General features: G+C 42.5%; 29 protein-coding genes. 24 read left to right on the top strand and 5 right to left on the bottom strand.

What is annotated here, in order from left to right:
* Positions 1-19 precede the first annotated feature (19 nt).
* The 4 genes from ACTU7M_RS10840 to ACTU7M_RS10825 all read left to right on the top strand — a co-directional run bounded on the left by ACTU7M_RS10840 (position 20) and on the right by ACTU7M_RS10825 (position 2,319).
* Positions 20-1,120 carry a serine hydrolase domain-containing protein gene (locus tag ACTU7M_RS10840; RefSeq protein ID WP_443474411.1) on the top strand — a complete coding sequence of 367 codons (1,101 nt, stop codon included), beginning with the start codon at positions 20-22 and terminating at the stop codon, positions 1,118-1,120.
* Between the two features lie 54 nt (positions 1,121-1,174).
* Positions 1,175-1,633, top strand: a complete 459-nt coding sequence (locus ACTU7M_RS10835) for a GyrI-like domain-containing protein (protein ID WP_443474410.1) — start codon at positions 1,175-1,177, stop codon at positions 1,631-1,633.
* Between the two features lie 93 nt (positions 1,634-1,726).
* Complete coding sequence (locus tag ACTU7M_RS10830) at positions 1,727-1,867, top strand: LPXTG cell wall anchor domain-containing protein (protein ID WP_443474409.1); 141 nt, start codon at positions 1,727-1,729, stop codon at positions 1,865-1,867.
* Complete coding sequence (locus ACTU7M_RS10825) at positions 1,864-2,319, top strand: hypothetical protein (protein ID WP_443474408.1); 456 nt, start codon at positions 1,864-1,866, stop codon at positions 2,317-2,319. Before ACTU7M_RS10830 ends, ACTU7M_RS10825 begins: the two co-directional genes overlap by 4 nt.
* 46 nt (positions 2,320-2,365) lie before the next feature.
* On the opposite strand, the gene ACTU7M_RS10820 is transcribed toward ACTU7M_RS10825, so the two are convergent.
* On the bottom strand, positions 2,366-2,710 hold the full coding sequence (locus ACTU7M_RS10820; RefSeq protein ID WP_443474407.1) for a zinc ribbon domain-containing protein YjdM: 345 nt from the start codon (positions 2,708-2,710) through the stop codon (positions 2,366-2,368).
* 130 nt (positions 2,711-2,840) lie between these two features.
* Between ACTU7M_RS10820 and ACTU7M_RS10815 the strand changes: the two genes are divergently transcribed.
* The 11 genes from ACTU7M_RS10815 (at position 2,841) to ACTU7M_RS10765 (ending at position 12,171) form a co-directional block, all read left to right on the top strand.
* On the top strand, positions 2,841-3,032 hold the full coding sequence (locus ACTU7M_RS10815) for a YwbE family protein (protein ID WP_443474406.1): 192 nt from the start codon (positions 2,841-2,843) through the stop codon (positions 3,030-3,032).
* A 45-nt stretch (positions 3,033-3,077) separates the two neighbouring features.
* Entirely contained in the window at positions 3,078-3,578 is a 501-nt protein-coding gene (locus ACTU7M_RS10810) for a GNAT family N-acetyltransferase (protein WP_443474405.1), read from the top strand.
* Between the two features lie 435 nt (positions 3,579-4,013).
* Entirely contained in the window at positions 4,014-4,913 is a 900-nt protein-coding gene (locus tag ACTU7M_RS10805; RefSeq protein ID WP_443474424.1) for an FAD:protein FMN transferase, read from the top strand.
* A 30-nt stretch (positions 4,914-4,943) separates the two neighbouring features.
* On the top strand, positions 4,944-5,552 hold the full coding sequence (locus ACTU7M_RS10800) for an NADPH-dependent FMN reductase (protein ID WP_443474404.1): 609 nt from the start codon (positions 4,944-4,946) through the stop codon (positions 5,550-5,552).
* A gap of 18 nt (positions 5,553-5,570) precedes the next feature.
* Positions 5,571-6,854 carry an NAD(P)H-dependent oxidoreductase gene (locus ACTU7M_RS10795; RefSeq protein WP_443474403.1) on the top strand — a complete coding sequence of 428 codons (1,284 nt, stop codon included), beginning with the start codon at positions 5,571-5,573 and terminating at the stop codon, positions 6,852-6,854.
* A gap of 76 nt (positions 6,855-6,930) precedes the next feature.
* On the top strand, positions 6,931-7,515 hold the full coding sequence (locus tag ACTU7M_RS10790) for a uracil-DNA glycosylase family protein (RefSeq protein ID WP_443474402.1): 585 nt from the start codon (positions 6,931-6,933) through the stop codon (positions 7,513-7,515).
* A gap of 205 nt (positions 7,516-7,720) precedes the next feature.
* Positions 7,721-8,227 (top strand): bifunctional pyr operon transcriptional regulator/uracil phosphoribosyltransferase PyrR, encoded by a 507-nt coding sequence (gene pyrR, locus ACTU7M_RS10785; protein ID WP_443474401.1) that lies wholly within the window; start codon positions 7,721-7,723, stop codon positions 8,225-8,227.
* A gap of 144 nt (positions 8,228-8,371) precedes the next feature.
* Positions 8,372-9,265, top strand: coding sequence for an aspartate carbamoyltransferase catalytic subunit (locus ACTU7M_RS10780; RefSeq protein ID WP_443474400.1), 894 nt, complete (start codon positions 8,372-8,374; stop codon positions 9,263-9,265).
* Positions 9,262-10,524, top strand: coding sequence for a dihydroorotase (locus ACTU7M_RS10775; RefSeq protein WP_443474399.1), 1,263 nt, complete (start codon positions 9,262-9,264; stop codon positions 10,522-10,524). The genes ACTU7M_RS10780 and ACTU7M_RS10775 overlap by 4 nt, the downstream gene beginning before the upstream one ends.
* Entirely contained in the window at positions 10,514-11,257 is a 744-nt protein-coding gene (locus ACTU7M_RS10770; protein ID WP_443474398.1) for a dihydroorotate dehydrogenase electron transfer subunit, read from the top strand. Before ACTU7M_RS10775 ends, ACTU7M_RS10770 begins: the two co-directional genes overlap by 11 nt.
* Positions 11,254-12,171, top strand: coding sequence for a dihydroorotate dehydrogenase (locus tag ACTU7M_RS10765; RefSeq protein WP_443474397.1), 918 nt, complete (start codon positions 11,254-11,256; stop codon positions 12,169-12,171). Before ACTU7M_RS10770 ends, ACTU7M_RS10765 begins: the two co-directional genes overlap by 4 nt.
* Positions 12,172-12,204: 33 nt before the next feature.
* Here the strand turns inward: ACTU7M_RS10765 and ACTU7M_RS10760 are convergent, their stop codons facing one another.
* The 4 genes from ACTU7M_RS10760 to ACTU7M_RS10745 all read right to left on the bottom strand — a co-directional run bounded on the left by ACTU7M_RS10760 (position 12,205) and on the right by ACTU7M_RS10745 (position 15,393).
* Positions 12,205-12,945: an alpha/beta fold hydrolase gene (locus ACTU7M_RS10760; protein WP_443474396.1), complete on the bottom strand. Its 741-nt coding sequence runs from the start codon at positions 12,943-12,945 to the stop codon at positions 12,205-12,207.
* Between the two features lie 75 nt (positions 12,946-13,020).
* On the bottom strand, positions 13,021-13,761 hold the full coding sequence (locus ACTU7M_RS10755; protein ID WP_443474395.1) for an anti-sigma-I factor RsgI family protein: 741 nt from the start codon (positions 13,759-13,761) through the stop codon (positions 13,021-13,023).
* A gap of 88 nt (positions 13,762-13,849) precedes the next feature.
* Positions 13,850-14,665, bottom strand: coding sequence for an anti-sigma factor domain-containing protein (locus ACTU7M_RS10750; protein ID WP_443474394.1), 816 nt, complete (start codon positions 14,663-14,665; stop codon positions 13,850-13,852).
* On the bottom strand, positions 14,662-15,393 hold the full coding sequence (locus tag ACTU7M_RS10745) for a sigma factor (protein ID WP_443474393.1): 732 nt from the start codon (positions 15,391-15,393) through the stop codon (positions 14,662-14,664). The genes ACTU7M_RS10750 and ACTU7M_RS10745 overlap by 4 nt, the downstream gene beginning before the upstream one ends.
* Before the next feature lie 307 nt (positions 15,394-15,700).
* On the opposite strand from ACTU7M_RS10745, the gene aac(6') reads away from it, so the two are divergent.
* From aac(6') to ACTU7M_RS10700, 9 genes are all read left to right on the top strand, one after another.
* Positions 15,701-16,150, top strand: coding sequence for an aminoglycoside 6'-N-acetyltransferase (gene aac(6') / locus ACTU7M_RS10740; protein ID WP_443474392.1), 450 nt, complete (start codon positions 15,701-15,703; stop codon positions 16,148-16,150).
* 3 nt (positions 16,151-16,153) lie between these two features.
* The gene (locus ACTU7M_RS10735; protein WP_443474391.1) at positions 16,154-16,591 is read left to right on the top strand and encodes a DUF1801 domain-containing protein; all 438 of its coding nucleotides are present in this window, start codon (positions 16,154-16,156) and stop codon (positions 16,589-16,591) included.
* Positions 16,592-16,602: 11 nt separating this feature from the next.
* On the top strand, positions 16,603-17,460 hold the full coding sequence (gene ant(6), locus ACTU7M_RS10730; RefSeq protein ID WP_443474390.1) for an aminoglycoside 6-adenylyltransferase: 858 nt from the start codon (positions 16,603-16,605) through the stop codon (positions 17,458-17,460).
* A 30-nt stretch (positions 17,461-17,490) separates the two neighbouring features.
* Positions 17,491-18,510 carry a PfkB family carbohydrate kinase gene (locus ACTU7M_RS10725; RefSeq protein ID WP_443474389.1) on the top strand — a complete coding sequence of 340 codons (1,020 nt, stop codon included), beginning with the start codon at positions 17,491-17,493 and terminating at the stop codon, positions 18,508-18,510.
* A gap of 37 nt (positions 18,511-18,547) precedes the next feature.
* Positions 18,548-19,069, top strand: a complete 522-nt coding sequence (locus tag ACTU7M_RS10720; protein WP_443474388.1) for a DUF4256 domain-containing protein — start codon at positions 18,548-18,550, stop codon at positions 19,067-19,069.
* A 14-nt stretch (positions 19,070-19,083) separates the two neighbouring features.
* Positions 19,084-19,719, top strand: a complete 636-nt coding sequence (locus ACTU7M_RS10715) for a GyrI-like domain-containing protein (RefSeq protein WP_443474387.1) — start codon at positions 19,084-19,086, stop codon at positions 19,717-19,719.
* Positions 19,720-19,845: 126 nt separating this feature from the next.
* Entirely contained in the window at positions 19,846-21,498 is a 1,653-nt protein-coding gene (locus tag ACTU7M_RS10710) for a CotH kinase family protein (protein WP_443474386.1), read from the top strand.
* On the top strand, positions 21,495-22,229 hold the full coding sequence (locus tag ACTU7M_RS10705; protein ID WP_443474385.1) for a polyphosphate polymerase domain-containing protein: 735 nt from the start codon (positions 21,495-21,497) through the stop codon (positions 22,227-22,229). The genes ACTU7M_RS10710 and ACTU7M_RS10705 overlap by 4 nt, the downstream gene beginning before the upstream one ends.
* Positions 22,217-22,891, top strand: coding sequence for a DUF4956 domain-containing protein (locus tag ACTU7M_RS10700; protein ID WP_443474384.1), 675 nt, complete (start codon positions 22,217-22,219; stop codon positions 22,889-22,891). The genes ACTU7M_RS10705 and ACTU7M_RS10700 overlap by 13 nt, the downstream gene beginning before the upstream one ends.
* Positions 22,892-22,912 lie beyond the last annotated feature (21 nt).

Genomic DNA, 22,912 nt, shown 5'->3' with positions numbered 1-22,912 from the left:
AATTTTAAAAGGGGGAATTATGAAAATCCACAAATGGCGAAAGAAGAAAATGCTGATGGTGATATTAATGATCATGGGATTCGTTGCTGCTGGAGTGGGTGGATACATCATTTATGGTTCCTATAAAATCAATGAATTATCAAAGATGACTTTTGAAGAAATGCTTGATTTTACAGTCAAAAATAATAAAGACGCGGTCATTACAGTAGGGATTATCCAGAACGGCAAAACGACCTATAAGGTGTACGGTGAAAATGGCATGGAATTACCCCAAGAGGAACATATTTATGAAATTGGATCTGTTACCAAAACATTTACAACCGCCCTGCTTTTCAAATCGATAAGTGAAGGCAAGGTTAGTCTCGACGACTCCATAGATGAATACTTGGATCTCCCAGAGAAGTCCTATTACCCAACAATTAAAAGGCTGGTAACGCATACATCCGGCTATAAAGGATCCTATTTTGAAATGCCCATGGTAGCTAATTTTCTGCAAGGGAAAAATGATTTTAATGGGATTTCCGGGACCATGCTGATAAACAGACTCAGTAAAATCAATTTGAACGATTCGGATTATTCATACCGATATTCCAATTTTGGGATGGCAACTTTGGGAGCCGTGCTTGAACAGATACACGAAGAGGATTATACGGCATTAATGAATGCGTTTGTCAGAGAAGATTTAGGACTTTCAAATACAAAAGTTTCAGAAAGCTCGGGTGATCTGGATAACTACTGGGAATGGTCAGAATCAGATGCTTACATTCCTGCCGGTGGAATCCTGTCGACTATCACGGATATGCTGGCGTATGTCCAGACCCAGTTGAGCAATCGTTTAACTTATTTGTCTTTGGCGCATGAACCGTTGACTGATATAAATGCTTCAAGTGAAATGTATCAAAAAATGGGAATACATATGGACGCAATAGGAGCGGGCTGGATGATTGATAATGGAAATAACATTATTTGGCATAATGGCGGAACGGGAAATTATAACAGCTATGTCGGATTTGATAAAGATAATCAAATAGGTGTAGTCATATTGTCAAATTTGCCACCAAAATATAGAATCCCGACAACTGTCATGGGTATTGAACTCCTGACCTCATTGCAAAACTGACTATCTCTGTAGCTTAAGGTTGTATATTTAGAACCTTATAAGGAGACGAACAACATGACATATATAATCGAAATGGTGGAAACACAGGAACAACCGACATTGGTGCTGAAAAAAAATACTTCCGTTCAGGAATTGCCCAAAATATTGGGCGATTCCTTCATGGCTGTCCTGAATCATGTCTGGGAATTGGGTGAACAGCCAACTGGGCCAGCGTTCGTAGGTTATTTTAATATGGACATGGCACACTTGCAGTTGGAAATTGGTTTCCCGGTTTCTAAAAATCTTCCGGGAAAGGGTGAAGTCCTAGCTGGGACGATTCCGTCTGGAAAACAAGTGACGTGTCTATATAAAGGCCCGTACATGCAGATGACATCTGCCTATCAAGAAATAGAGGACTGGATAGAGAAACATGGCTATACAACACTTGGTCCTGTGTACGAATTTTATTTAAATTCCCCGGAAGAAGTGCCTGAAGAGGAATTACTGACAAAAATCGTTTTTTTGGTGAGATAATTTATTCAGTTATTGGCTTACATTTGGATCTTGTTAAATATAGGCATGATGGCGCGTTATGACACAATGGGGTAACATTTAGGGGGGGGACAAATGGACAAAGAAATTATTGGCGGGGCTGATGGGGCAACAGAAATGTTTGTATCATCACCTGTTAATTGGTTTTTGATTGCGGGAATCGTAACGGTAGCTGTGGGTCTTATTTTATGGGTAGTCGGAAGGAATAAAAAATGAAGCGGGTTTATCTTGATCGAACCGCTCACTCAGGGGCGGTTGGAGTAATAGTACCGGATGTCCAAATTATTCCCGTAGGTACCACGATATATTACATGCCAATCGCACTGAAGAGTGAAGAATATGATAATTTTGCGGACAAATATGGTATCCATTTTATCTTCGCGGATGATATTCCGGAAATAGATTTCTATACGGTGCCACATATAGATATTTTTGCCACAGATGGAAAAGGTGGTTTCTTGGGAACAGTGGGAAATACGTCGGATTTAGAAAGTGTTTCGCCTATCTGTTTTATTTCCAAAGAAAAGATTTGTTATTTGCTGTTTGAGAACGGTAGTGAATTTTTGGAAAAAGTTGAGAATTGGCAAAAGCAAATGAAATTATATGAGGGTTTTAAATTTTATAACAACAGGACAGACGCTGAAGAAGAACTGGAGTTTATAAACTAAAAAGTATGGCAGAAAGGGTTCATCCCGTCTGCCATACTTTTTTAGTTTAGATTTTCTTCACGAGTTCTGACTTCAAGTACATGCGGCCAAAGCCGTCAATTGTACACTCGATGTCATGACCATCAACAGGGTCTTCTAAAATACGGAGATTTGTTCCTCTAGTACCTTGTTTTAACTTGTTGGCACCTTTCAACTTTATCTCGCGCACAACAGAAACATTGTCACCATCAACTAATTCAGTACCATTTGCATCACGGACAATTTGTGCTTCTAAAGCAGCAGCTTGTTCTGCTTCCGTCCATTCATGACCACACATCGGACAAATCATCAATGTTCCGTCTGTATAGGTCAAATCACTGCCACACTCAGGGCAATTTGGCAAACCACTCATTCTTATTACCTCCCGTAACCTAATCCCAAAAGGGTCTAACTCCATTGTACCTCTTTCTAAAGTTTTCACAATCCCATATTTGGCACCTTGTAGAATGAAAGTTATAATAGATGGAAAAGGGGTTGAAGTAATGGACGGGAAAAATAGAAGTAATATTAAAGTAGGCACAAAAGTACGTGTTGTACAAAAACAAGATCAACGAACGGGCAAGCTAACGGAAGGGACTGTTGCACGTTTGTTGACCAAATCGCCTAATCATCCACACGGCATCAAGGTTATGCTGGAAAACGGGATAGTTGGAAGAGTGAAAGAGATTATTTAGCGTTACAAAAAATTATAATGAAATCAAAGGAGTCTTTAAAAAAGGATGATAAATGACCTGATTATTCGAAAAGTAACACCAGAAGATTTGGATATTGTTACAAAAGTAGAAAAGGAGTGTTTCCCTGAAGCGGAAGCTGCAACAAAAGAATCTTTTGCAGAACGGATAGCAACTTTTTCAGACAGCTTCTTTTTAGCGGAAATAGAGGGTGAAGTCATCGGTTTCATCAACGGAAATGTAACCGATGAAACAGTTATTGCCGATGAAATGTTTGAAGATGTCACATACCATAATCCTGAAGGGGCCTACCAGGCAATTTTTGGATTGGACGTTATTCCTAAACACCAAAAGCAAGGAATCGCGGCCCGGTTAATGAACCATCTAATTGAAACGGCACGTGAACAGGGAAGAAAAGGTGTCATCCTGACTTGTAAAGAGCGTTTGATTCCTTATTATTCGCGCTTTGGTTTCAAGAATATGGGACGCTCCGCTTCAACACATGGTGGCAGTGTTTGGTACGATATGCTATTGGAATACAAGGATTAAAAAAGCCTCCAACGGTTAGATTAAAACTAACTGTTGGAGGCCTAACTTTTCTTTCACTATAGACGCCGTCTCCGCCAATTTTTCTGGAAGATTGCTATCATTGCCACGGTTGATATTATCACTAAATCAATGTCGCGTCTATTGATAAGGGTTGCGGCAAGCGAATGAATGGTTCCACAAAAGACAAGCGCAAGAAATGAAAACAATGCGACACAATATTAAATACCGACATTGAAATGAAAGTATATGGGTGGTAAAATTAATGTCAGCAATTGCGTTGTGTTTTTTATTTACGTTTATATGTGATTTAAATCACAACTATTTTGCTGAACAATTTAATTACTGCTATGGGAACCGAAAAGTTCTTGATAGTCACATATATAGGAATGGATTGTGAGGTGCAAAGTGGGACAAGAAAGTAAAATCATCCGTTTGATGGGGACGGTGATTGAAGTAACGTTGGAACATGATGCTCCAGAGATTATTATTGCGAATGTTGAGCAAAAGCTAAAAATGTATGAGCATCGCTTTAGTGCAAATAATCCAGCTTCAGAGTTGGGGCAAGTAAACCAAGCAGCAGGGCTTCACCCTGTAAAAGTGCATCCAGATTTGTTCAAACTCGCACAAATAGGAAAGGAGCATAGTTGTGCTTCCGCCAGTAATTTGAACGTTGCCATAGGGCCTCTGGTACAAACGTGGCGCATTGGTTTCGCGGATGCAAAAGTTCCATCAGCAAAAGAAATACAGGAACTCTTGGCCATCACCGATCCAGAAAACATTGTTCTGGACGAAGAGGTGCAGACGATTTATCTATCAAAACCAGGGATGAAATTGGATCTCGGGGCTTTGGCGAAAGGGTACATCGCGGACCGAATCATAGAGTATTTGAAAGAAGAAGGCGTCACTTCGGCACTCATCAATCTCGGTGGCAACCTGGTAGTTTCGGGAAATGCTCCGCACCGCGAAGATGGTTATTGGCGCATTGGTATTCAGAATCCTGCCAAAACACGGGGGGATTCCCAAGTTGTTCTCAAGGTTTTAAATCAATCGGTGGTAACCTCGGGTATTTATGAACGTCACCTGGAAAAAGACAGTCGATCCTACCATCATATTTTGAATCCTGATACGGGATATCCCCTCGAAACGGAAATAGCCAGTCTAACCATCGTTTCCGATTTATCCATTGACGGTGAAATTTGGACGACACGATTATTTGGGAAACATGTTTCCGAAATAATGCAACAAATAGAATCATTACCCGGAATTGAAGGTTTGATTATCACTCAGACAGGCCAACTACTCCCATCCAGTGGTTTGAAAGAGATGTTAGCTTAAGGCGCAAGCGTCAGAAAGGATTGTATAAAGATGAAAAAATTAATCGGATTAGTAGGTACAAATTCAGATAAATCTACAAACCGTCAGTTATTACAATATATGAGCCGTCATTTCCAACATTTGGCAGAAATTGAATTGGTGGAAATAAAGGAATTTCCAATGTTCAATAAACCGGATAGCCAAGAACTGCCTACAATCGTCAAAGAAGTTGCTGCAAAAATCGAAGCTTCGGATGGGGTTATTATTAGCACACCGGAATATGACCATACCATTACAGCAGCACTTTCAAATGCCTTAGCTTGGTTGTCTTATGGTATTTATCCGTTTGTCGATAAAGCGGTCATGATTACCGGAGCATCATATGGGAAATTGGGATCTTCCCGTGCGCAACAACATTTGCGTCAAATCCTTGATTCTCCTGAGTTAAAAGCCCGTATTATGCCAAGTTCTGAGTTTTTGTTGGGCTATTCTTTACAAGCATTTGATGAAAATGGCGATTTGGTGGATGCAGAAAAAGCAGAACAATTAGAACGTATCTTTGATGATTTCTTGTTCTTTATATCCATTACCAGTCAATTGATGGAAGCGCACGCTGCAAATAAAAAAGAAGCTGAAAACTTCTCTTGGGATAAGAAATAGATAAGGAGAAACATCACTATGAAATTAATCGGTATTGTAGGATCAAACGCGGAATTTTCATATAACCGCCTTCTATTGGAATTCATTGCTAAAAAGTTTGGAAATTTATTTGAGTTGGAAGTTATGGAAATCAAGGATGTTCCACTTTTCAATCAAAGTGATGATCAAACAAACAACCCGGTCATTCAAAAATTCAATCAAAAAATTATGGCTGCAGATGGGGTTATCATCGCAACACCCGAACACAATCGGACAACGACTCCAGCTTTGAATAGCGTCATTGAGTGGTTGTCGTTTAAGATTCATCCAATGGACAAAAAACCCGTTTTAATCGTGGGAGCATCTTGGTATGACCAAGGTACTTCAAGAGCACAATTACACTTGCGCCAAATTTTGGAAGCACCTGGGGTTGGAGCATTTGTATTCCCGGGGAACGAGTTCCTCTTGGGAGAAGCAAAAGAAGCATTTGACGAAAATAACAATATCAAAGATGAAGGTACAGTTAAATTCTTGGGCACAACGCTTGAAAAATTTATTCGTTACGTAAATTTGATTAATGAGTTGGAAAAACCAGCTAAACCTGTAGCAAAACCAGAGGATCTATATGCAACAGGTAAAGTTGATACAACCATCGAAGGCGTGGATATGTACGCGGAAGACTGGGTCGAACAAGCCGCAGCGAAAGTGAATGCGGTAGAAGGCAACACTTACGTGAAATTAGACCGTGGTATTTTGACCGTGGATCAACTGAATCACTTTTTGAATTCCATGCCAATGGAATTAACCTTCGCGGACAGCAACAACCAATTCCTGTACTACAATCATACAAAACCAGCTGAAGAAATGCTGGCTTCTCGTACACCGGGGCAAGCAGGTAATCCTTTGGCAAAATGCCATCCAGAAAGTAAACATGGAAGCGTGCAATGGGTTATCCAACAATTACGTTCAGGTGCAACCGATGTAATACGCGTTAACGTACCAACACACGGACCGGACAAATATGTTGTCCATAACTATCAAGCAATCCGTGACTATGAAGGTAATTACGTTGGAATCAACGAGTATATTCACGACTTAAAACCAACGATTGACTGGTACTTAAAAACAACTGGTCAGGAACTTGTAGGTGGGAAAGCAGATGGTGTTTCAGGTGCATCCGCACATGACAACACAGCTGACAGCGTATCGGGTGCCACTGCACACGATGCCCACGCAGAAACAGCTGATAGCATCTCAGGTGCCTCTCAAACAAACCCGGTTGAAAAAATCGATAGCGTCTCAGGCGCTTCCGAGAAATATTAACACCCTTTTTGTGAAGAAGCCTATTTCTGTAGGCTTCTTCTTTTTTGGGTTAAAATAGGCTGTAAGGAGGGATACTATGAACGATGTTTATCAAGAATTTAAAGCAGCTATCATGAAAGACCCAGCCAATGCATCCTTTACCGAACAAAACATCGAACCATTATTTTCCGCACCCAAAAATGCCAAAATAGCCATTATCGGCCAAGCTCCAGGAATCAAGGCACAAACAACCGGTAAATTTTGGAACGACCAGAGCGGTGTCCGTTTACGTGAGTGGATGGGCGTAACGGATGAACAGTTTTACGAAACGGATCTCTTTGCGATATTGCCCATGGATTTCTATTATCCTGGCAAAGGAAAATCCGGCGACTTACCACCGCGTAAAGAATTCGGATCCAAGTGGCTTCCCAGGATTTTTGCAGAACTTCCTCATATTGAACTCGTTATCCTAGTTGGTAGCTATGCCCAAAAGTTTTACTTGAAAGAAACAAAATACCGAACATTAACGGAAACAGTCGCGCATTACCGCGAATATTTACCGGAATATTTTCCAATCGTGCATCCATCTCCGCTCAATGGTCGTTGGCTGAAGAATAATCCGTGGTTCGTTGAAGAAGTCGTGCCGGACTTAAAACAAACCGTAAAGAGCATAATCGATTAATAGAAAGCATATTAATTTCAATATCTTACAACTTTTTAAAAATTAGACTTGCATTAAAAAATATCTCGGGTATAATTTGGATAATTTAATCCTTTAACTTGCGTCCAGAGAGACGAAGAAGGCGAAACCGTTACGGAATCATGTTATCTATGAGGCCCCTTCTTTTTGCGCGCAAAGAGAAGGGGTCTTTTTCAGGAGGGAAAACATGGGAAAAGTAATCATGAACGAAACAGAAATGATGCGCGCTTTAACACGCTTGTCCTACGAAATCATAGAGAGAAACAAAGGCGTCCAGAATATCCTTTTGATGGGTATCGAAACACGGGGTATTCATTTGGCGCGTCGCCTTGCTGATAAAATCGCCCAAATTGAGGGAACCGTAGCAGTAGAAAGCCTGGATATCAAGCCTTACCGGGATGACTGGAAAGGTGAGTCCCCAAAGTCAGCTGTTTCCAAAGACCTTACTGGAAAAAAAGTAATTTTAGTAGATGATGTTTTATTTACCGGACGCTCCATTCGTGCCGCACTTGATGCTTGTATCGATCGCGGTCGTCCCACCGAAATTTCCTTAGCTGTGCTAGTAGATCGTGGGCATAGGGAATTACCGATTCGTCCAGACTACATCGGCAAAAATATTCCAACCTCCCGCAAAGAGCATGTGAGTGTTCACGTTGTGGAAGTGGAAGGATACGATTCAGTCGAAATTGAATAAGATAATTTTGTGATTTCACTTTAAGTGGTTCAGAGAGACCAGAAGCGAGAACACCTTCTTAAGGTGCGCTTGGTCTCTGGACCAGGCGCATTTTTATATAGATGTTCCAGGCAATAAACGTTGACACGATTTGGGAGGAAAAACATGAGAAATTTTTTATCGGTAGAACAATTCAACAACGATGAGGTTATGCACTTACTTGAACGTGCATGTGCATTCAAATCAGGCCAAGACATGTTCAAAAGTGGTGCGACTGTCGTCAACATGTTTTTCGAAAACAGTACCCGAACCAAACACAGCTTCGAGATGGCACAACATAAAATTGGCATGACGCCATTCAATTTCGATGTGGGTAGTTCTTCTGTCAAAAAAGGTGAAAGTTTGTACGACTCTGTTTTAACCATGCAAGCACTGGGGGTGGATATTGCGGTTATTCGCCATCCTGACAGTAACTACATGGATCAGCTCGTGAACCTCAAAATTCAAGTTGTAAATGCCGGTAGTGGGAATGGACAACACCCCTCGCAGTCATTTTTGGATATCATGACGATTTACGAAGAATTCGGTAGTTTCCAGGGTTTGAAAGTGGCCATTATTGGTGATATCGTCCACTCCCGAGTAGCAATGAGTAACATGACCTTGTTGAATCAGCTCGGAGCCCATGTCATTTTTGCCGGACCGATGGATTATTTTGATCCCACTTTTGAACGCTACGGGACGTTCATGACCATGGATGACGCCATACGGGAAGCCGACGTGGTGATGATGTTGCGCGTGCAACTTGAACGCCACGAAACGGAAGAATTGGAACGCTTTTCCAAAGCATCCTATCACGCTGAATACGGCTTGAATCGTGCACGCTATGAAACGATGAAAGACCATGCCATCATTATGCATCCTGCCCCGGTCAACCGCGATGTCGAACTGGATAGTGAACTTGTCGAATGTGAAAAAAGTCGCATTGTACAACAAATGAGCAATGGTGTGTATATGCGAATCGCGATTTTGGAATGGATATTGGAGGGACGTTACGAATGAAAATGATACTTAAAAATGGGCAACGCATCGTGAAGGACAACCAACTGGAACGGATTGATATTGCCATCGAAAATGGGAAAATTATTGAAATTGGCACGGACTTAACGGGCGATAAAATCATCCACTTGGATGGAAAACTGATTACTCCTGGCTTGGTTGATGTTCATGTTCATTTCCGTGAACCGGGTTTTACCGATAAAGAAACAATCAAAACGGGTGCGCAAGCTGCTGCACGTGGTGGTTATACAACCGTCTGTGCGATGCCGAATACCAACCCCGTTCCCGATACAAAAGAAAAAATCGAAGCCATTCGTGAAATTATTAAACGCGACGCCTGTATTGACGTGCAAACTTACGCCCCCATTACCCGTGGCCTCAAAAGTGATGAAATAGTAAGAATGGATGAAGTGGATGCTTTCGCATATACAAACGATGGCGTCGGTGTACAAGACACGGGTACCATGTTCTTGGCAATGACTCAGGCAGCCAAATATAACCGCCCAATCGTCGCACATACCGAAGAGGATAGTTTGTTATTTGGAGGGGTTATGCACGAAGGTTTCAAGAGCAGGGAACTGGGGCTTCCGGGTATCATGGGCATTGTCGAAAGTGCACAAATCGCCCGCGATATTCAACTGGCTAAAGAAACCGGTGTGCATTACCATGTTTGTCACGTTTCTTCCAAAGATTCCGTTGCCGCCATTCGCGAAGGCAAGCGTCAAGGCGTTCACGTAACGGCAGAAGTTGCCCCGCACCACCTGATTCTCAATGAAGGGCATATTCCAAGTGATGACGCTACTTATAAAATGAACCCTCCGTTGCGGAGTGAAGAGGACCAGCGGGCGCTTCTGGAAGGATTCCTTGATGGGACCATTGATATCATCGCAACGGATCACGCGCCCCATACTGAAGAAGAAAAAGAGGGTGGGTTCTTGCATGCACCGTTTGGCATCGTGGGTATCGAAACAGCTTTTGCCTTGCTTTACACGCATTTTGTTAAACCAGGTATTTTTACTTTGGAATTTTTGATCAATCGTATGAGTACCATTCCATCACGCATGTTTAACTTAAGACAATCCGACCTGCGCGTTGGCAGTGCGGCTGATTTGGCCGTTTTTGATTTGGATACGGCTTACACCATTGCAAAAAAAGATTACCTATCCAAATCTTCCAATACGCCCTTCAACGGCAAAACAGTACATGGCATGTGTGCCTTGACTCTATATGATGGTAAGGTGGTTTGGACAAATGCAAATTGAATGGTTGGAAGTAGTTACTAATAAAGAAGTTGCCCATAACATTTTCGAATTAACGCTAAAAGGGAAAATGGTAAGCAACATGAACCGTAGCGGCCAATTCTTGCACATCAAAATGAAGGACCCAAGTCTCGTGTTGAGACGTCCTATTTCCATCGCATCCATTGACGATGAAACTTGTACCTTACTTTACCGCGTTGTGGGAAAAGGAACACTGGAAATGACCGAGTGGCAACCAGGCGACTTGGTGGATACATTAGGCCCTTTGGGAAATGGGTTCCATCTTGATTTTTTGAAACGAGAGGAAGAAGTTTGCATTATTGGTGGGGGAATCGGGGTGGCGCCTTTGTATGAACTGGGCAAGGAAGTGCACGCACGCGGGAATAAAATCACGTTCATTCTCGGATTTGCAAATGCTGACGATATTTACTACCTCGAAGAATTTAAGCAACTCGGTGCTGTTATTGTATGTACGGATGATGGCTCGGCAGGGTTAAAAGGCCATGTGGGGGTTGCGTTGGACCAAGTGAATCCAACAGCAGTTTTCGCATGCGGACCTACACCATTATTGCAATTGGTGCAAAGTCACTTCAGTCATCTGGAGCATGTCTATTTATCGCTTGAAGAGCGTATGGCGTGTGGCATTGGTGCTTGCTACGGTTGTGATACGAAAGATAAAAAGAAACGGGTTTGTTCAGATGGCCCGGTATTCCAAAAAGATGAGGTGATGGTATGAGTCGTTTAACAGTAACTTTACCAGGTCTAGAATTAAAAAACCCAATCATGCCTGCTTCAGGATGTTTTGGTTTTGGTGAAGAATATGGAAAGTTTTATGATTTAGGTCAGCTGGGTGCCGTGATTGCAAAAAGCGCGACATTAAATGAGCGGGTAGGGAATCCATTGCCGCGTATTGCCGAAACACCAAGTGGTATTTTGAATGCCATTGGTTTGAAGAATCCTGGTTTGGATGTTATTTTGTCAGAAAAATATAATTATTTGGATCAATTTGATGTACCCGTCATTGCGAACGTAGCTGGTTCAACAGAGGACGAATATATTGAAGTGTGCCGTCGTATCGGGGCAGCATCCAACGTGAAAGCAATTGAATTAAACATTTCTTGTCCAAACGTTAAAGAGGGCGGGGTGGCATTCGGAACCGATCCAGAAGTTGCTGCACGCTTGACCCGTGCATGTAAGGCCGTAACAGATTTACCGATTTACGTAAAATTAAGCCCGAATGTGACGGATATTGTGGTTATCGCGAAAGCAGTTGAAGCAGCGGGCGCCGATGCCATCTCCATGATCAATACCATTACGGGAATGGCTATTGATATCAAAACGGGCAAACCCATTCTAGGGAATGTGACCGGGGGATTATCTGGTCCCGGAATCAAGCCCATTGCACTGCGGATGATTTATCAAGTATCACGCGCGGTAGATATTCCAATTATCGGCATGGGTGGAGTTTCCAGCGTGGATGACGCTTTGGAGATGATAATGGCCGGCGCAACAGCCGTTGCGATTGGAACAGCGAATTTCTCCGATCCAATGATTTGCCCTAAAATTATCGAAGGTCTGGAACCACGTATGGATGAATTGGGCATCGAATCGATTCAGGCATTGGTTAATAAAGTACGGGAAAGCAGATAATAACAGTAAAAGCCAGGCGGCCGCCTGGCTTTTTTACAATAATTCTTTTACGAAAAACTCGGTTACTTTTTCCATCGTTTTGGTACGCACAAGATGCGCTTCTTCTTCGTCAAGGAAAGTGATGTTTGGTGTATCTTTCTGTTCCATCATGAATTCCGCAACGTGATCATAGGGAACGACTTTATCCTCGGTACCATGCCAAATAAGTAGGGGGCGACCGGCTAAGGTTTCGGGGTTTAGCGAAAGGTCATAGGCTGGAAGCCAGTTCACTAATTGGTCATAGTCCGCTGGCAAGTAACGACCGTACTCCGCTGCAAAATGTTTGATACGCTCTTTGTAGGCAACGGGTTTGGGAGAACCCATCACGCACGCGGCGGCCTTGATTTCGGGGTGATGGGTGAGTAGGGCACAGGTCGTCATACCTCCCATAGATGTACCACCAACCCCGATAACATCGCCAACCACACCAATTTTACGGAAGTGGTCAAGGATAAAACCGAACTCAAATAAATTTGATTGAATACTTTGCCAAAAAGTCAGGGATGGGATTTTGGATATGGGTTGCTTGCGATCCCCATGATTCATGGCATCGGGCAAGAGCACCCGAAACCCTTCGCGCGCCAGATAACGGGCTTGGGTTAGATTCAATTCTTTGGACGATTGCCAGCCATGATAATAAATGATCAACGGCAATTCTTTGTTGCGATTTGCATGTTCAACGACCTCCAGAATGGGAAGCGTTCCTAATACTCTTTTGCGAACAGTCATTTTCACTGCTTTCACCTCATGAATATAATAGCAAATGAAGCAGGTAGTGACTATTAAGTTGTTTGGGAATGCAACGGATGATTAATCGTCGTCATCATCATGATCATCGTCGTACTCATCATCAAAATCGTCATCGTCGAAATCATCGTCATCAGAATCATCGAAGTCGTCATCGTCAAAGTGTGAAGCATTGTAATGGTTAGATTCAGCATGGGAATCACTGACGTCGTCGCCTTCATTGCTGTCATCATTAAGGTGCGATTCACTAGAATGGTTTGATTCGTCATTCGAATCATCGTGTTCATTCACAACGTCCGTTTGTTTCACTTCTTCAACTGGAGGAGAAGTTACCGGAGCCTTCCAGCCTTGATTACTTACTACGTCGCGTACATCTTGAACGATATCACTCAAGAAATCGGTACTTGGTAGAATAGAGCCGCGTTCAAGTTCAATGGTAACCTTACGCGCTTTACCTTCAACTTCTTCTATGAAGTAACCCGCTTCACCAATGGTTGAGACAAGTTGCATGACCACATCACGTACTTCCAGACCTTCAAAGGCCGCTAATTGTTCCACGATTGTTGTACCATCATCATTTTTACCGGAAAGCGCGGTTACTTTGCCTTTTTCATCATAGTAAACCGCGACCTCTGGGTTAACACGTACGTAAAGGACGCCTGTCTTTTCAACCTGGGACTCAGAAACAGGAGCTACAGACTCACTTTCTGTAGTTGGGGATTCATTGGCGCATGCCGCCAAACCTCCTGCCACAAAAATAATGAGTAAAACCGCCGCAACTTTGTTAAGCCATTTATTAATCATCTTCTTCACTTCTCCTTTTCTATATAGGGTCTATATAGAGAGATTACGGATTAGTAATGGCAAAAGTGGGGTCGTGTTAAAATTTTTTTTAATCGTCGTCCAAATCATCATCACTATCATCGTCATCGGTATCATTATCGTCGTCCAAATCATCATCGCTTTCCGATTCCGGGGCAACGTATTCAGGTTCTTCAAAAACATTTCCACCATCGTTTAAGTCATCATCCAAATCGTCGCTTATATCATCCGCTTCATCCGATTCAACCGGCTGGGAAGGGATGGAAATATCGAATTCCATCGTTGATTCTGTTGTTGGAAGTATTGGTTCTTCTGGTTCCTGTTCTCGATTTTCTACGGTAATTTTGAAACGATGCTGGAAGTTTTGATCCAATTCAGCCATCAATCGATTTTCCGTTGCGTGTATCCATTTATCATCATCCCCAACCACAGTTAAATGAATTTCGTCGCCATTCGAAAGGAAGCCAAGTTCAAGCGCGCGTTCGGTCAATGCATTAGAAACTTCATCCACGTCGCGGCCGAACGTTTGAATATCCTTGACCAACACATCACCATCCGGATTCAAACCATCCAATCCAATCACGTTATCAAAACGGTTTACAGTCATTTCCACATCTGGGTTGATTTGCATCCTGACTGTTCCAATCGAATGGAAGAATAGCGGCCAAGAACCCACAAATAATAGGAAAACGCTCGCCACAGCGAACAGGATATGTTTCACTTGTCGGTTCATGGGAAGGGGTGTCACTTTCGTATCTCCTGCTTCAACAACGAAGTCAACTTTTTGCCCTACCTCGTAACCTAAGTTCGCGACTTTCAAAAAACGCCCCTCATTATCTAAAACGATTGCATAGCTACGCTGTATTTCCATTACGAGATAGCTCATTCCGGTTGCCCTCCTTTCGGAACAATTTGTTTCAAATGGCCCCTGATAATTTCAAAGCCATTCGTATAGGCTAATAGTATGGCAATCATATATCTCCTGTGCCTTTCTAGGGTTTTCTTGCTGACATCCGCACCGTGCGATAATTGTCGGATAGGTAGTTTTTTCGTCTCAATCAATGCCTCAAAAATCATAGGGTTTGCTTTCGCATATTCAAGAGCTTGATGACAAGCTTTCAAGGTACGCTTTTGCTTAGGGCAGTTGTCCGCGATGTCAGTTAAGTTCAAATCGTAAGCGTTCAATTCTTCCGCAAAATGGTCTATTTCGTTTTTCGCGACATTTCGTTGTGCGTACTCTGCCACATTGTTCTCGCTAAGGCCCGCTTTTTCCATCATGGTCCGGTCGTCATCATCATTGTTAGAATCATCCAACGGAATCAAGTTCATATGCCTTTTTTCGCGACGGCTGAAATCAATCAACCGATTGCGGATCGCGCGCGCCGCAAAGGGTAAAAACGCCCCTTTTCCTTTTTGATAAGCCACCGTCGCTTCATGAAAAGCAAACATTGCAATCGACAACTCGTCATCATAGCCTTCCCGAGCTGGGCGTTTGATGAATTTGGCTGTTTCCGATTTTATAAAAGGTAAATACTGGCTTAACAGTTCATCTGCGGCCGTATTGTCTTCTTTCGCTGCATAAACCTTCGCAACAATCTCATGTTCTTCACTCATCCTTAAAAGTCACCACCTCTACTCCCTATATAAATAGATTACGAAAATGGCTGTTCATTTTCGGGGTCGGGAGTCCTAATTTTATTTCTTCTATCATAACTTCTCAGCTAATTAGAAGCAAATTGAGTCGAATATAAGGAAAGTAGGAATTATAATCACTCATTTTCATTTATAATTCCGAGTATTTCTAAAAGTCGGAATTAAATAGGGGAAAAACAACTTTTACTTCCGATTTCGCATCATTTCTCTTTTCATTTAGTCACATGCTAAACTAGAGAGAGAATAATCAAAGTGGGGAGTTGGTGCCATGGAAATTAGGGAAGCTGCCAATCGCGATATCCCGGCAATTGTAGAAATGGCCAAAGTTTTGTTTGACGAATCAGACGGCGATATGCTTCAACAGGAATTCCAGCAATTCCTGCGCAATGAAAATGATGCTCTTTTCGTTGCTACCGTCAGTGGTATTTATGCGGGTTTCTTGCATATGTCGCTCCGGCATGAATACGTTGAAGGTGCGGTTCGTTATCCGGTTGGTTATATGGAGGGGATTTTTGTGGAACCAGAATTTCGCCACCAACATATTGCCCAAGCGCTAGCTGAGGTAGGGCAGACCTGGGCTTTGAAAAAAGGTTGTTACGAAATGGCTTCAGATGCCGAACTCACAAATACCGCGAGCCAAGCATTCCACCAAAAAATAGGTTTTCAGGAAGCCAATCGCACCGTCAACTATATTAAAACAATCAGAAACGGGGAATAAATCATGATTGAAACATTCATTCAAAATCTCTCTGAAGAGAGAAAAGGCCCCTTTAAGAAAATTCGCCAAACGATTCTAGAAAACTTACCTGAAGGATTCGAAGAAATTGAAGCGAATGGCATGCTCTCGTATGTCGTTCCTCATTCTATTTATCCAAAAGGCTACCATACTAATCCTGACCAGCCGTTACCTTTTATAAGTCTAGCTTCGCAAAAGAAACATATTGCGGTATATCACATGGGGCTTTACGGGTCGCCTGAACTGCTGAAATGGTTCGAGGAAGAATATAAAAAACAAGTTTCCACTAAATTGGATATGGGGAAATCATGTATCCGCTTGTCGAAAATGGAAGCTATTCCTTATGAACTTTTAGGAGAACTTTGTCAAAAGATGACACCACAAGAATTCGTTGCTCAGTATGAATCATTCATTAAGAAATAAGGAGCAAAACCATGCGCACTGAAAAAGAAATGTATGATCTTATCTTGGATTGTGCCAAGAGTGACGAACGCATCCGCCTCGTCACCTTGGAAGGATCGCGTACCAACCCGACCATTCCAGATGACGAATTTAAGGATTACGACATCTCTTATTTCGTAACGGATATGGATTCGTTCCAATCCGATGACATGTGGCTAGATTATTTTGGTCCCAGACTGATGCTTCAAAAACCAGAAGCCATGACGCTTTATCCACCCACCTTAGGCAACTGGTTTTCCTACCTCATACTTTTCGAAGATGGTAATAAGTTAGACCTGACATTGATTCCGATTGAAGAAAAAGACACCTACTTCACCAATAGCGATGGTTTAGTCGCTATTCTTTTAGACAAAGACGAAAACAATCCCGAAATCACACCAACCGACGAACAATACTGGATTCAGCCACCAACCTCAAAAACTTACGATGATTGCATTAATGAATTTTGGTGGGTCAGTACTTATGTTGCTAAAGGACTTGTCCGGGACGAAATCCTGTTTGCCATCGACCATCTGAACAGCATCATAAGGCCAGCTCTCCTGCAAATGATGGCTTGGGAAATCGGAAGTCGTCAGGGGTATACCTTTAGCCTTGGTAAAAATTATAAATTCATCGATAAACATTTACCCGCTGAACAATGGCAACAAATGCTTTCGACATATCAAACGCGCACCATCACTGAAACCTGGCAATCCTTATTCACGGTGCAAGAGCTGTTCCGAACCTACAGCCATAAAGTTGCAACGCAAAATAACTTTGTCTATCCCGATTATGATGAAAAAATCACCCCGTATATTCAATCGTTATTTATCAAATCTGATGTACAATAGAAATAACGATTGAGAAAGGGGCAAGATTAAATGACAGTAACAACTTTTGGCGAAGTGATGATGCGCCTAAAACCACCAACAAATGAAAGGATTTTACAAGCCCATTCCTACGAGGCAACTTACGGAGGGGCAGAAGCGAACGTCGCAACTTCCCTTGCACTCCTGGGTGACACTGTTTCATTTATAACCAAACTACCGAATAACTTACTTGGCGAAGCAGCCCTGTCAACACTGAGAAGATACGGCGTCGGCACACATAATATTATTCTCGGTGGCAACCGACTTGGTTTATATTTTTTTGAAAAAGGGGCAAGCGTTCGCGCTACAAATGTCGTTTACGACCGGGCAAACAGTGCGTTTGCTACAGCGACAGCTGACGAATTTGACTGGCCCACCTTACTGAAAGGCACCAAAGTTTTCTATTTCTCCGGCGTAACCGCAGCTGTTTCCAAAGAACTGGCTGAAGCGATTCTTTCTGCCTGTCATTATTGTCAGGAAAATGATATCCAAGTCGTATGTGATCTCAATTACCGCGGTAAAATGTGGACGCCGGAAGCATCCCAAGCTTTCATGAATGAAGCCATGCAATATGTGACCATTTGCCTGGCACATGATGAAGATTTCGAATCTTCCCTGGGAATCAAGGCTTTCGATGGCGACATGACACACGGCATTGCCCAAAAAGACCAATACGAAGCGGCAATGAAAGAAATTACTACCCGTTTCCCCAATTGTCACACTGTCGCAAGTGTCTTGCGGAATATTCATTCTGTCGAAGACAGTGAATGGATGGCCATGCTCTATCGAAACGGTACTTTCTATGAAACGAAAACGTATCAGATGCATATTATGGAAGGAGTTGCCTCGGGCGATGCTTTTGGTGCCGGCTTCGTTCACAGCTTGCTTCACAACTTCGATCCCCAAGAAACAGTGCAATATGCCCTGGCAGCTTGCGTGTTAAAACTGACGATTACGGGCGATTTAAACTTGGTTTCCGATGCTGAAATACGTGCCATAATGGGCGACGGTGACGCGAACGTCAAACGGTAATTTAAAGAATGGGAACTGGAAGAAATGAGGAAATATAATGAACAAAGATACACTATTCGAAACATTAAAAACCCGTTTTGAAGAAAACATGCATCGTCATGAAAATACGAAATGGGTGGATGTAAAAAAACATCTCGAAGCGAGCCCAGATGCAATTAAGTCCTTGATTGCGATGGAAGAGACCGGGGGCGAACCAGATATAGTCGGAGATGACTTCACCTTCGTTGATTGTGTCAAAGAAACACCGGCTGGCCGTCGCAACACGTGTTACGACCGTGCTGCCTGGGAAAAGCGTAAGAAGAATAAACCCGAAACGGATGCCATGACGATGGCGGAAGAAATGGGAATCGAAATGCTGACTGAAGAGGAGTATCGCAAACTTCAAACTTATGAAGAATTTGATGTAAAAACATCCACATGGGTTAAAACGCCAGAACACATTCGCAACAAAGGCGGGGCCATTTTCTGCGACCGCCGTTATGACACGGTCTTTACCTACCATAACGGGGCGGATTCCTACTACTCATCGCGCGGATTCCGCGGAAAAATAACCATTTAATAGGGGTGGGAAAAATGGTGTTTGATTTTAAAAAAGAATACAAAGATTTATATCAGGCGAAAAAGAAACCGACCATCGTGGATGTACCCGAAATACCGTACCTTGCTGTACGGGGCCAGGGTGATCCGAATGATGAAAAGGGCGAATACTCGCAAGCCGTTTCTGTTCTTTATGCGATTGCCTACACGATTCGCATGAGTCATAAGAGTGGAACAAACCTCCCGGGCTATTTCGAGTACGTGGTACCGCCCCTGGAGGGAATGTGGTGGTTGGCGGACGGATCCCCAGGGATGGATTACGGGAATAAAGGCGGACTTGCCTGGCTTTCCTTGATTCGCTTACCGGATTTCGTGACGCCCGAAATAGTTGAGTGGGCGAAAACGGAAGCGATCCAGAAAAAGAATGTCGATACATCCAAAGCAGAATTTTTGAAGATAACGGAAGGCTTGACCGTTCAAGTTCTTCATCAGGGGCCGTATGATGAAGAACCGGAAACGGTTGAGGCGATGCATGCATTCCTGGAAACGACCGAATACCAAATCGATTTGGGGCCAACCCGTCACCATCATGAAATTTATCTGAGTGACCCACGTAAAGCAGCACCCGAAAAAATGCGGACCATTATTCGGCATCCAATTAAAAAACGCTAAATTCTTATTCCAGAAACTACTCCAAATCGGGGTAGTTTTTTTATGTTGCTCTCACATTGAAATATATTGTTATTTTGTGTACAATCTATAATTGTTAAGATAATTACAAAAGAATGGGTGGAGCGATTGAAGAAAGAAACTGGAATGAAGCTACTATTGTTGCTAGCCAGTTTGGGGTTATTACTTTATTTATTTTTTAATCTTGATTTTAACACGCGAACGACGTCCTTAAATCAGGCTTGGGAAACCACAGCTGAAATGAATCAAATTAAGGATGAACGGCAAGAGCGAGCTGAAACCATAGAACTAGACATTTTTTTTAATGAACAACAACTTATTTTCGACAAGCAATCCCAAACCTATTTCTATCCTATAATTGGAGAGAGTGAAAATGCTGCAAATCCAAAAGTTAGTTCACAAGCACATAACGGGAATGATTATCGGATTTTATTTGAAGGGGAAGGAATCACGAAGGAAACCGTTGAACAAAATAGACAGCATAAGATTTTGGTATATGGAGATGAGTGGTACCAAGAATTCAATTTGGTTGTGACAACACTCCCTATTTTTTCGATTGATTTGGATGATCCGTTCATCAACAAGGGAATTGGGGATCAGGATAAAGATGCGATGGTCACGCTCTACGATACCGACTCACAAGCAACACCATCACAAAGGAAAATCGTCTCCAAAGCTCAAGTACGCTACCGGGGAGCATCCAGTCGTATTTTTCCACAAAAACAAATTCGTGTTTCTTTGAAAATCATGTCTCTTGGTAGAAACATCCGAAATAATCATCTCTCATTGCTGAACATGCGTGAAGATGATGACTGGATTTTGTACGCACCTTATAACGATCCGGAAAAAATGCGTAATACTCTATCGAACAATCTTTGGTATGACACAATGGCGGACAATAACCGCTTCGCCATCAAAAACGGTACACAAGGCCGTTTCGTTGAAGTGTTTATCAATGGTGATTACTGGGGAATCTATACTCTCATGCACCCGATTGATGCGAAACAACTAGAATTGGAAGAAAACGAGGATCCGCGCAAGACGGATTATTATTACCGGATGATATCCAATCATCCGATTGATTACACGCAATTTGATGGTTCGGTAAAGGATAACGTCATTCTCCCCGTGGAATTGCGCTTCCCAGAGGAAAATACGGACCATAAAGCCAAATGGGACCCTGGCATTCGCCATTCCGTCCTGATGCGTCAGTTTTCGGAAGAATCGCAGGCATATCTGTATGAACAAACGGATATTGGTAACCAAATTGATTATTGGCTTTTTCTTACACTGACCCGAGCGGTTGATAACTACCGTAAAAACCGCAACTATATTGCAAAATATGATGGAGAACAGCATGTGGTACTGGAATCGCCATGGGATTTGGATTTGACTTGGGGACACAATTGGTCTGGTGAAGAAGAATTGCGGGCTATATTTGTGGATCAAGTCAGTCAATATACCATGTTTTATCCATCTTTTATTTCCAGCAATGTGGACCAAAACAACCAGGAAATAATCAGAATGGTTGTCGAACGTTACACAGAATTGCGGCAAGGTGGTTGGTCGGATGAAGCAATGGCGCAAAGGCTGGATGAAATGATTGCAGATATCTATGGATCCGGTGCGATTGAGAGAAACCATGATCGTTGGGAGCGTTCGGCTTACACAGGTAATCCTGAACCATTCAAAGACTATGTCTTACAACGGCTTCAAGGCATGGACCAATTCATTTATGAACAAATAGGAGGCAGTGAATGAGTCAAAATAATCAAAATGTCGTTTTACGAAACGAAATGAAATTTCTGTGTCACGACTCTACTCTGCAGATTATTCGGCAAAGGCTCCAGCCTCTCTTGCGTATGGATGATTACACCGATAAGACGGGCGGATTTTACCAAGTGAACAGCCTTTACTTCGATGACTACGACAATACTTGTTTTTATGATAATGAGTATAGCTTGGGCGAAAGACGGAAGTTTCGCGTACGGACTTACAATGACAATGGACAATTTATCAAATTAGAGAAGAAGGCGAAAGATAATAACTTGAGCCAAAAAACGAGCTGTACCGTCTCGGTAAGTGAATTCCAACAGTTATTCAGTGGGGACGTAGGTGCATTGTATTGGCAGGCGGATCGCGAGCTGTTGCAGGAATTTTGTCTGGAAGTCATGACAAAACTGTTCCAACCTAAAGTAATTGTCACTTACGAACGCACGGCATTTGTCGATTTTCCCGGCAACGTCCGTGTGACATTGGACCGAAATATAAGTGCTTCCTACCAAAAGGACCGTTTTTTGACGAATGATTATCTGAAAGTGCCGGTTTTAGATGCTGGAATGAATCTTCTGGAAATAAAATTTGACGAATTTTTGCCCCAATACATAAAACAAGCCATTCAAATGGATGGTTTAGAACAGACTACTTTTTCAAAATATTACATGGCACGATCAGCTGTACAAACTTTTGGAGGGAACAAATGGGACAACTAATAGAAATGCTTCAAAGAATAGAGGCAGGTTTCAATAACACGCAAATCACCACGGTATCAACGATTACCATGCTCAGCATGGTTGCAATCTTTTCTCTTTACGAATTTTTAGTCTACCGCTTTATCTCAAAACGCAGCTTCTATTCCAAACAATTTAACATGGCTCTCGCGGTTATTCCTTTCTTTATTGCAACCATTATCATGTCGTTGCAATCCAATTTGGTTATCACGCTGGGAACAATCGGAGCTTTAGCTATTATTCGGTTCCGGACCGCCATCAAAGATCCACTGGATATGGTTTACCTTTTTTGGTCTGTCCACACAGGAATTGTCTGTGGGACTGGGCTGTACGAAGTCGCTCTTTTAACGTCCATTTTCGTTACCATCTTTTTGATTATCCTGGATTTTGTACCACTCGGACGGGCGCCGTTTCTTCTAGTCTTGAATATGGCGGACATGGACCAGGAAACGGAAATTTTAACGACCGTAAAAAAATACGCACGTAATAGCAAAGTTCGATCACGTAATTTTTCTAAAAATGGTCTGGATATGATCATCGAATTACGAACAAAATCAGAAAGCCAACTAATCAAGGATATAACGGAAATCCCATCCGTTCGCAATGCAGCATTGGTTGCCCATGATGGTGAAAAAGAGTTCTAGACTTAAGAGTGGGAAAAAAGG

Source organism: Jeotgalibaca sp. A122, from assembly GCF_052266715.1.
Classification (GTDB): domain Bacteria; phylum Bacillota; class Bacilli; order Lactobacillales; family Aerococcaceae; genus Jeotgalibaca.
Note: the sequence above shows the minus strand (reverse complement) of the source record. Positions and strands in the feature narration are given on the sequence as shown.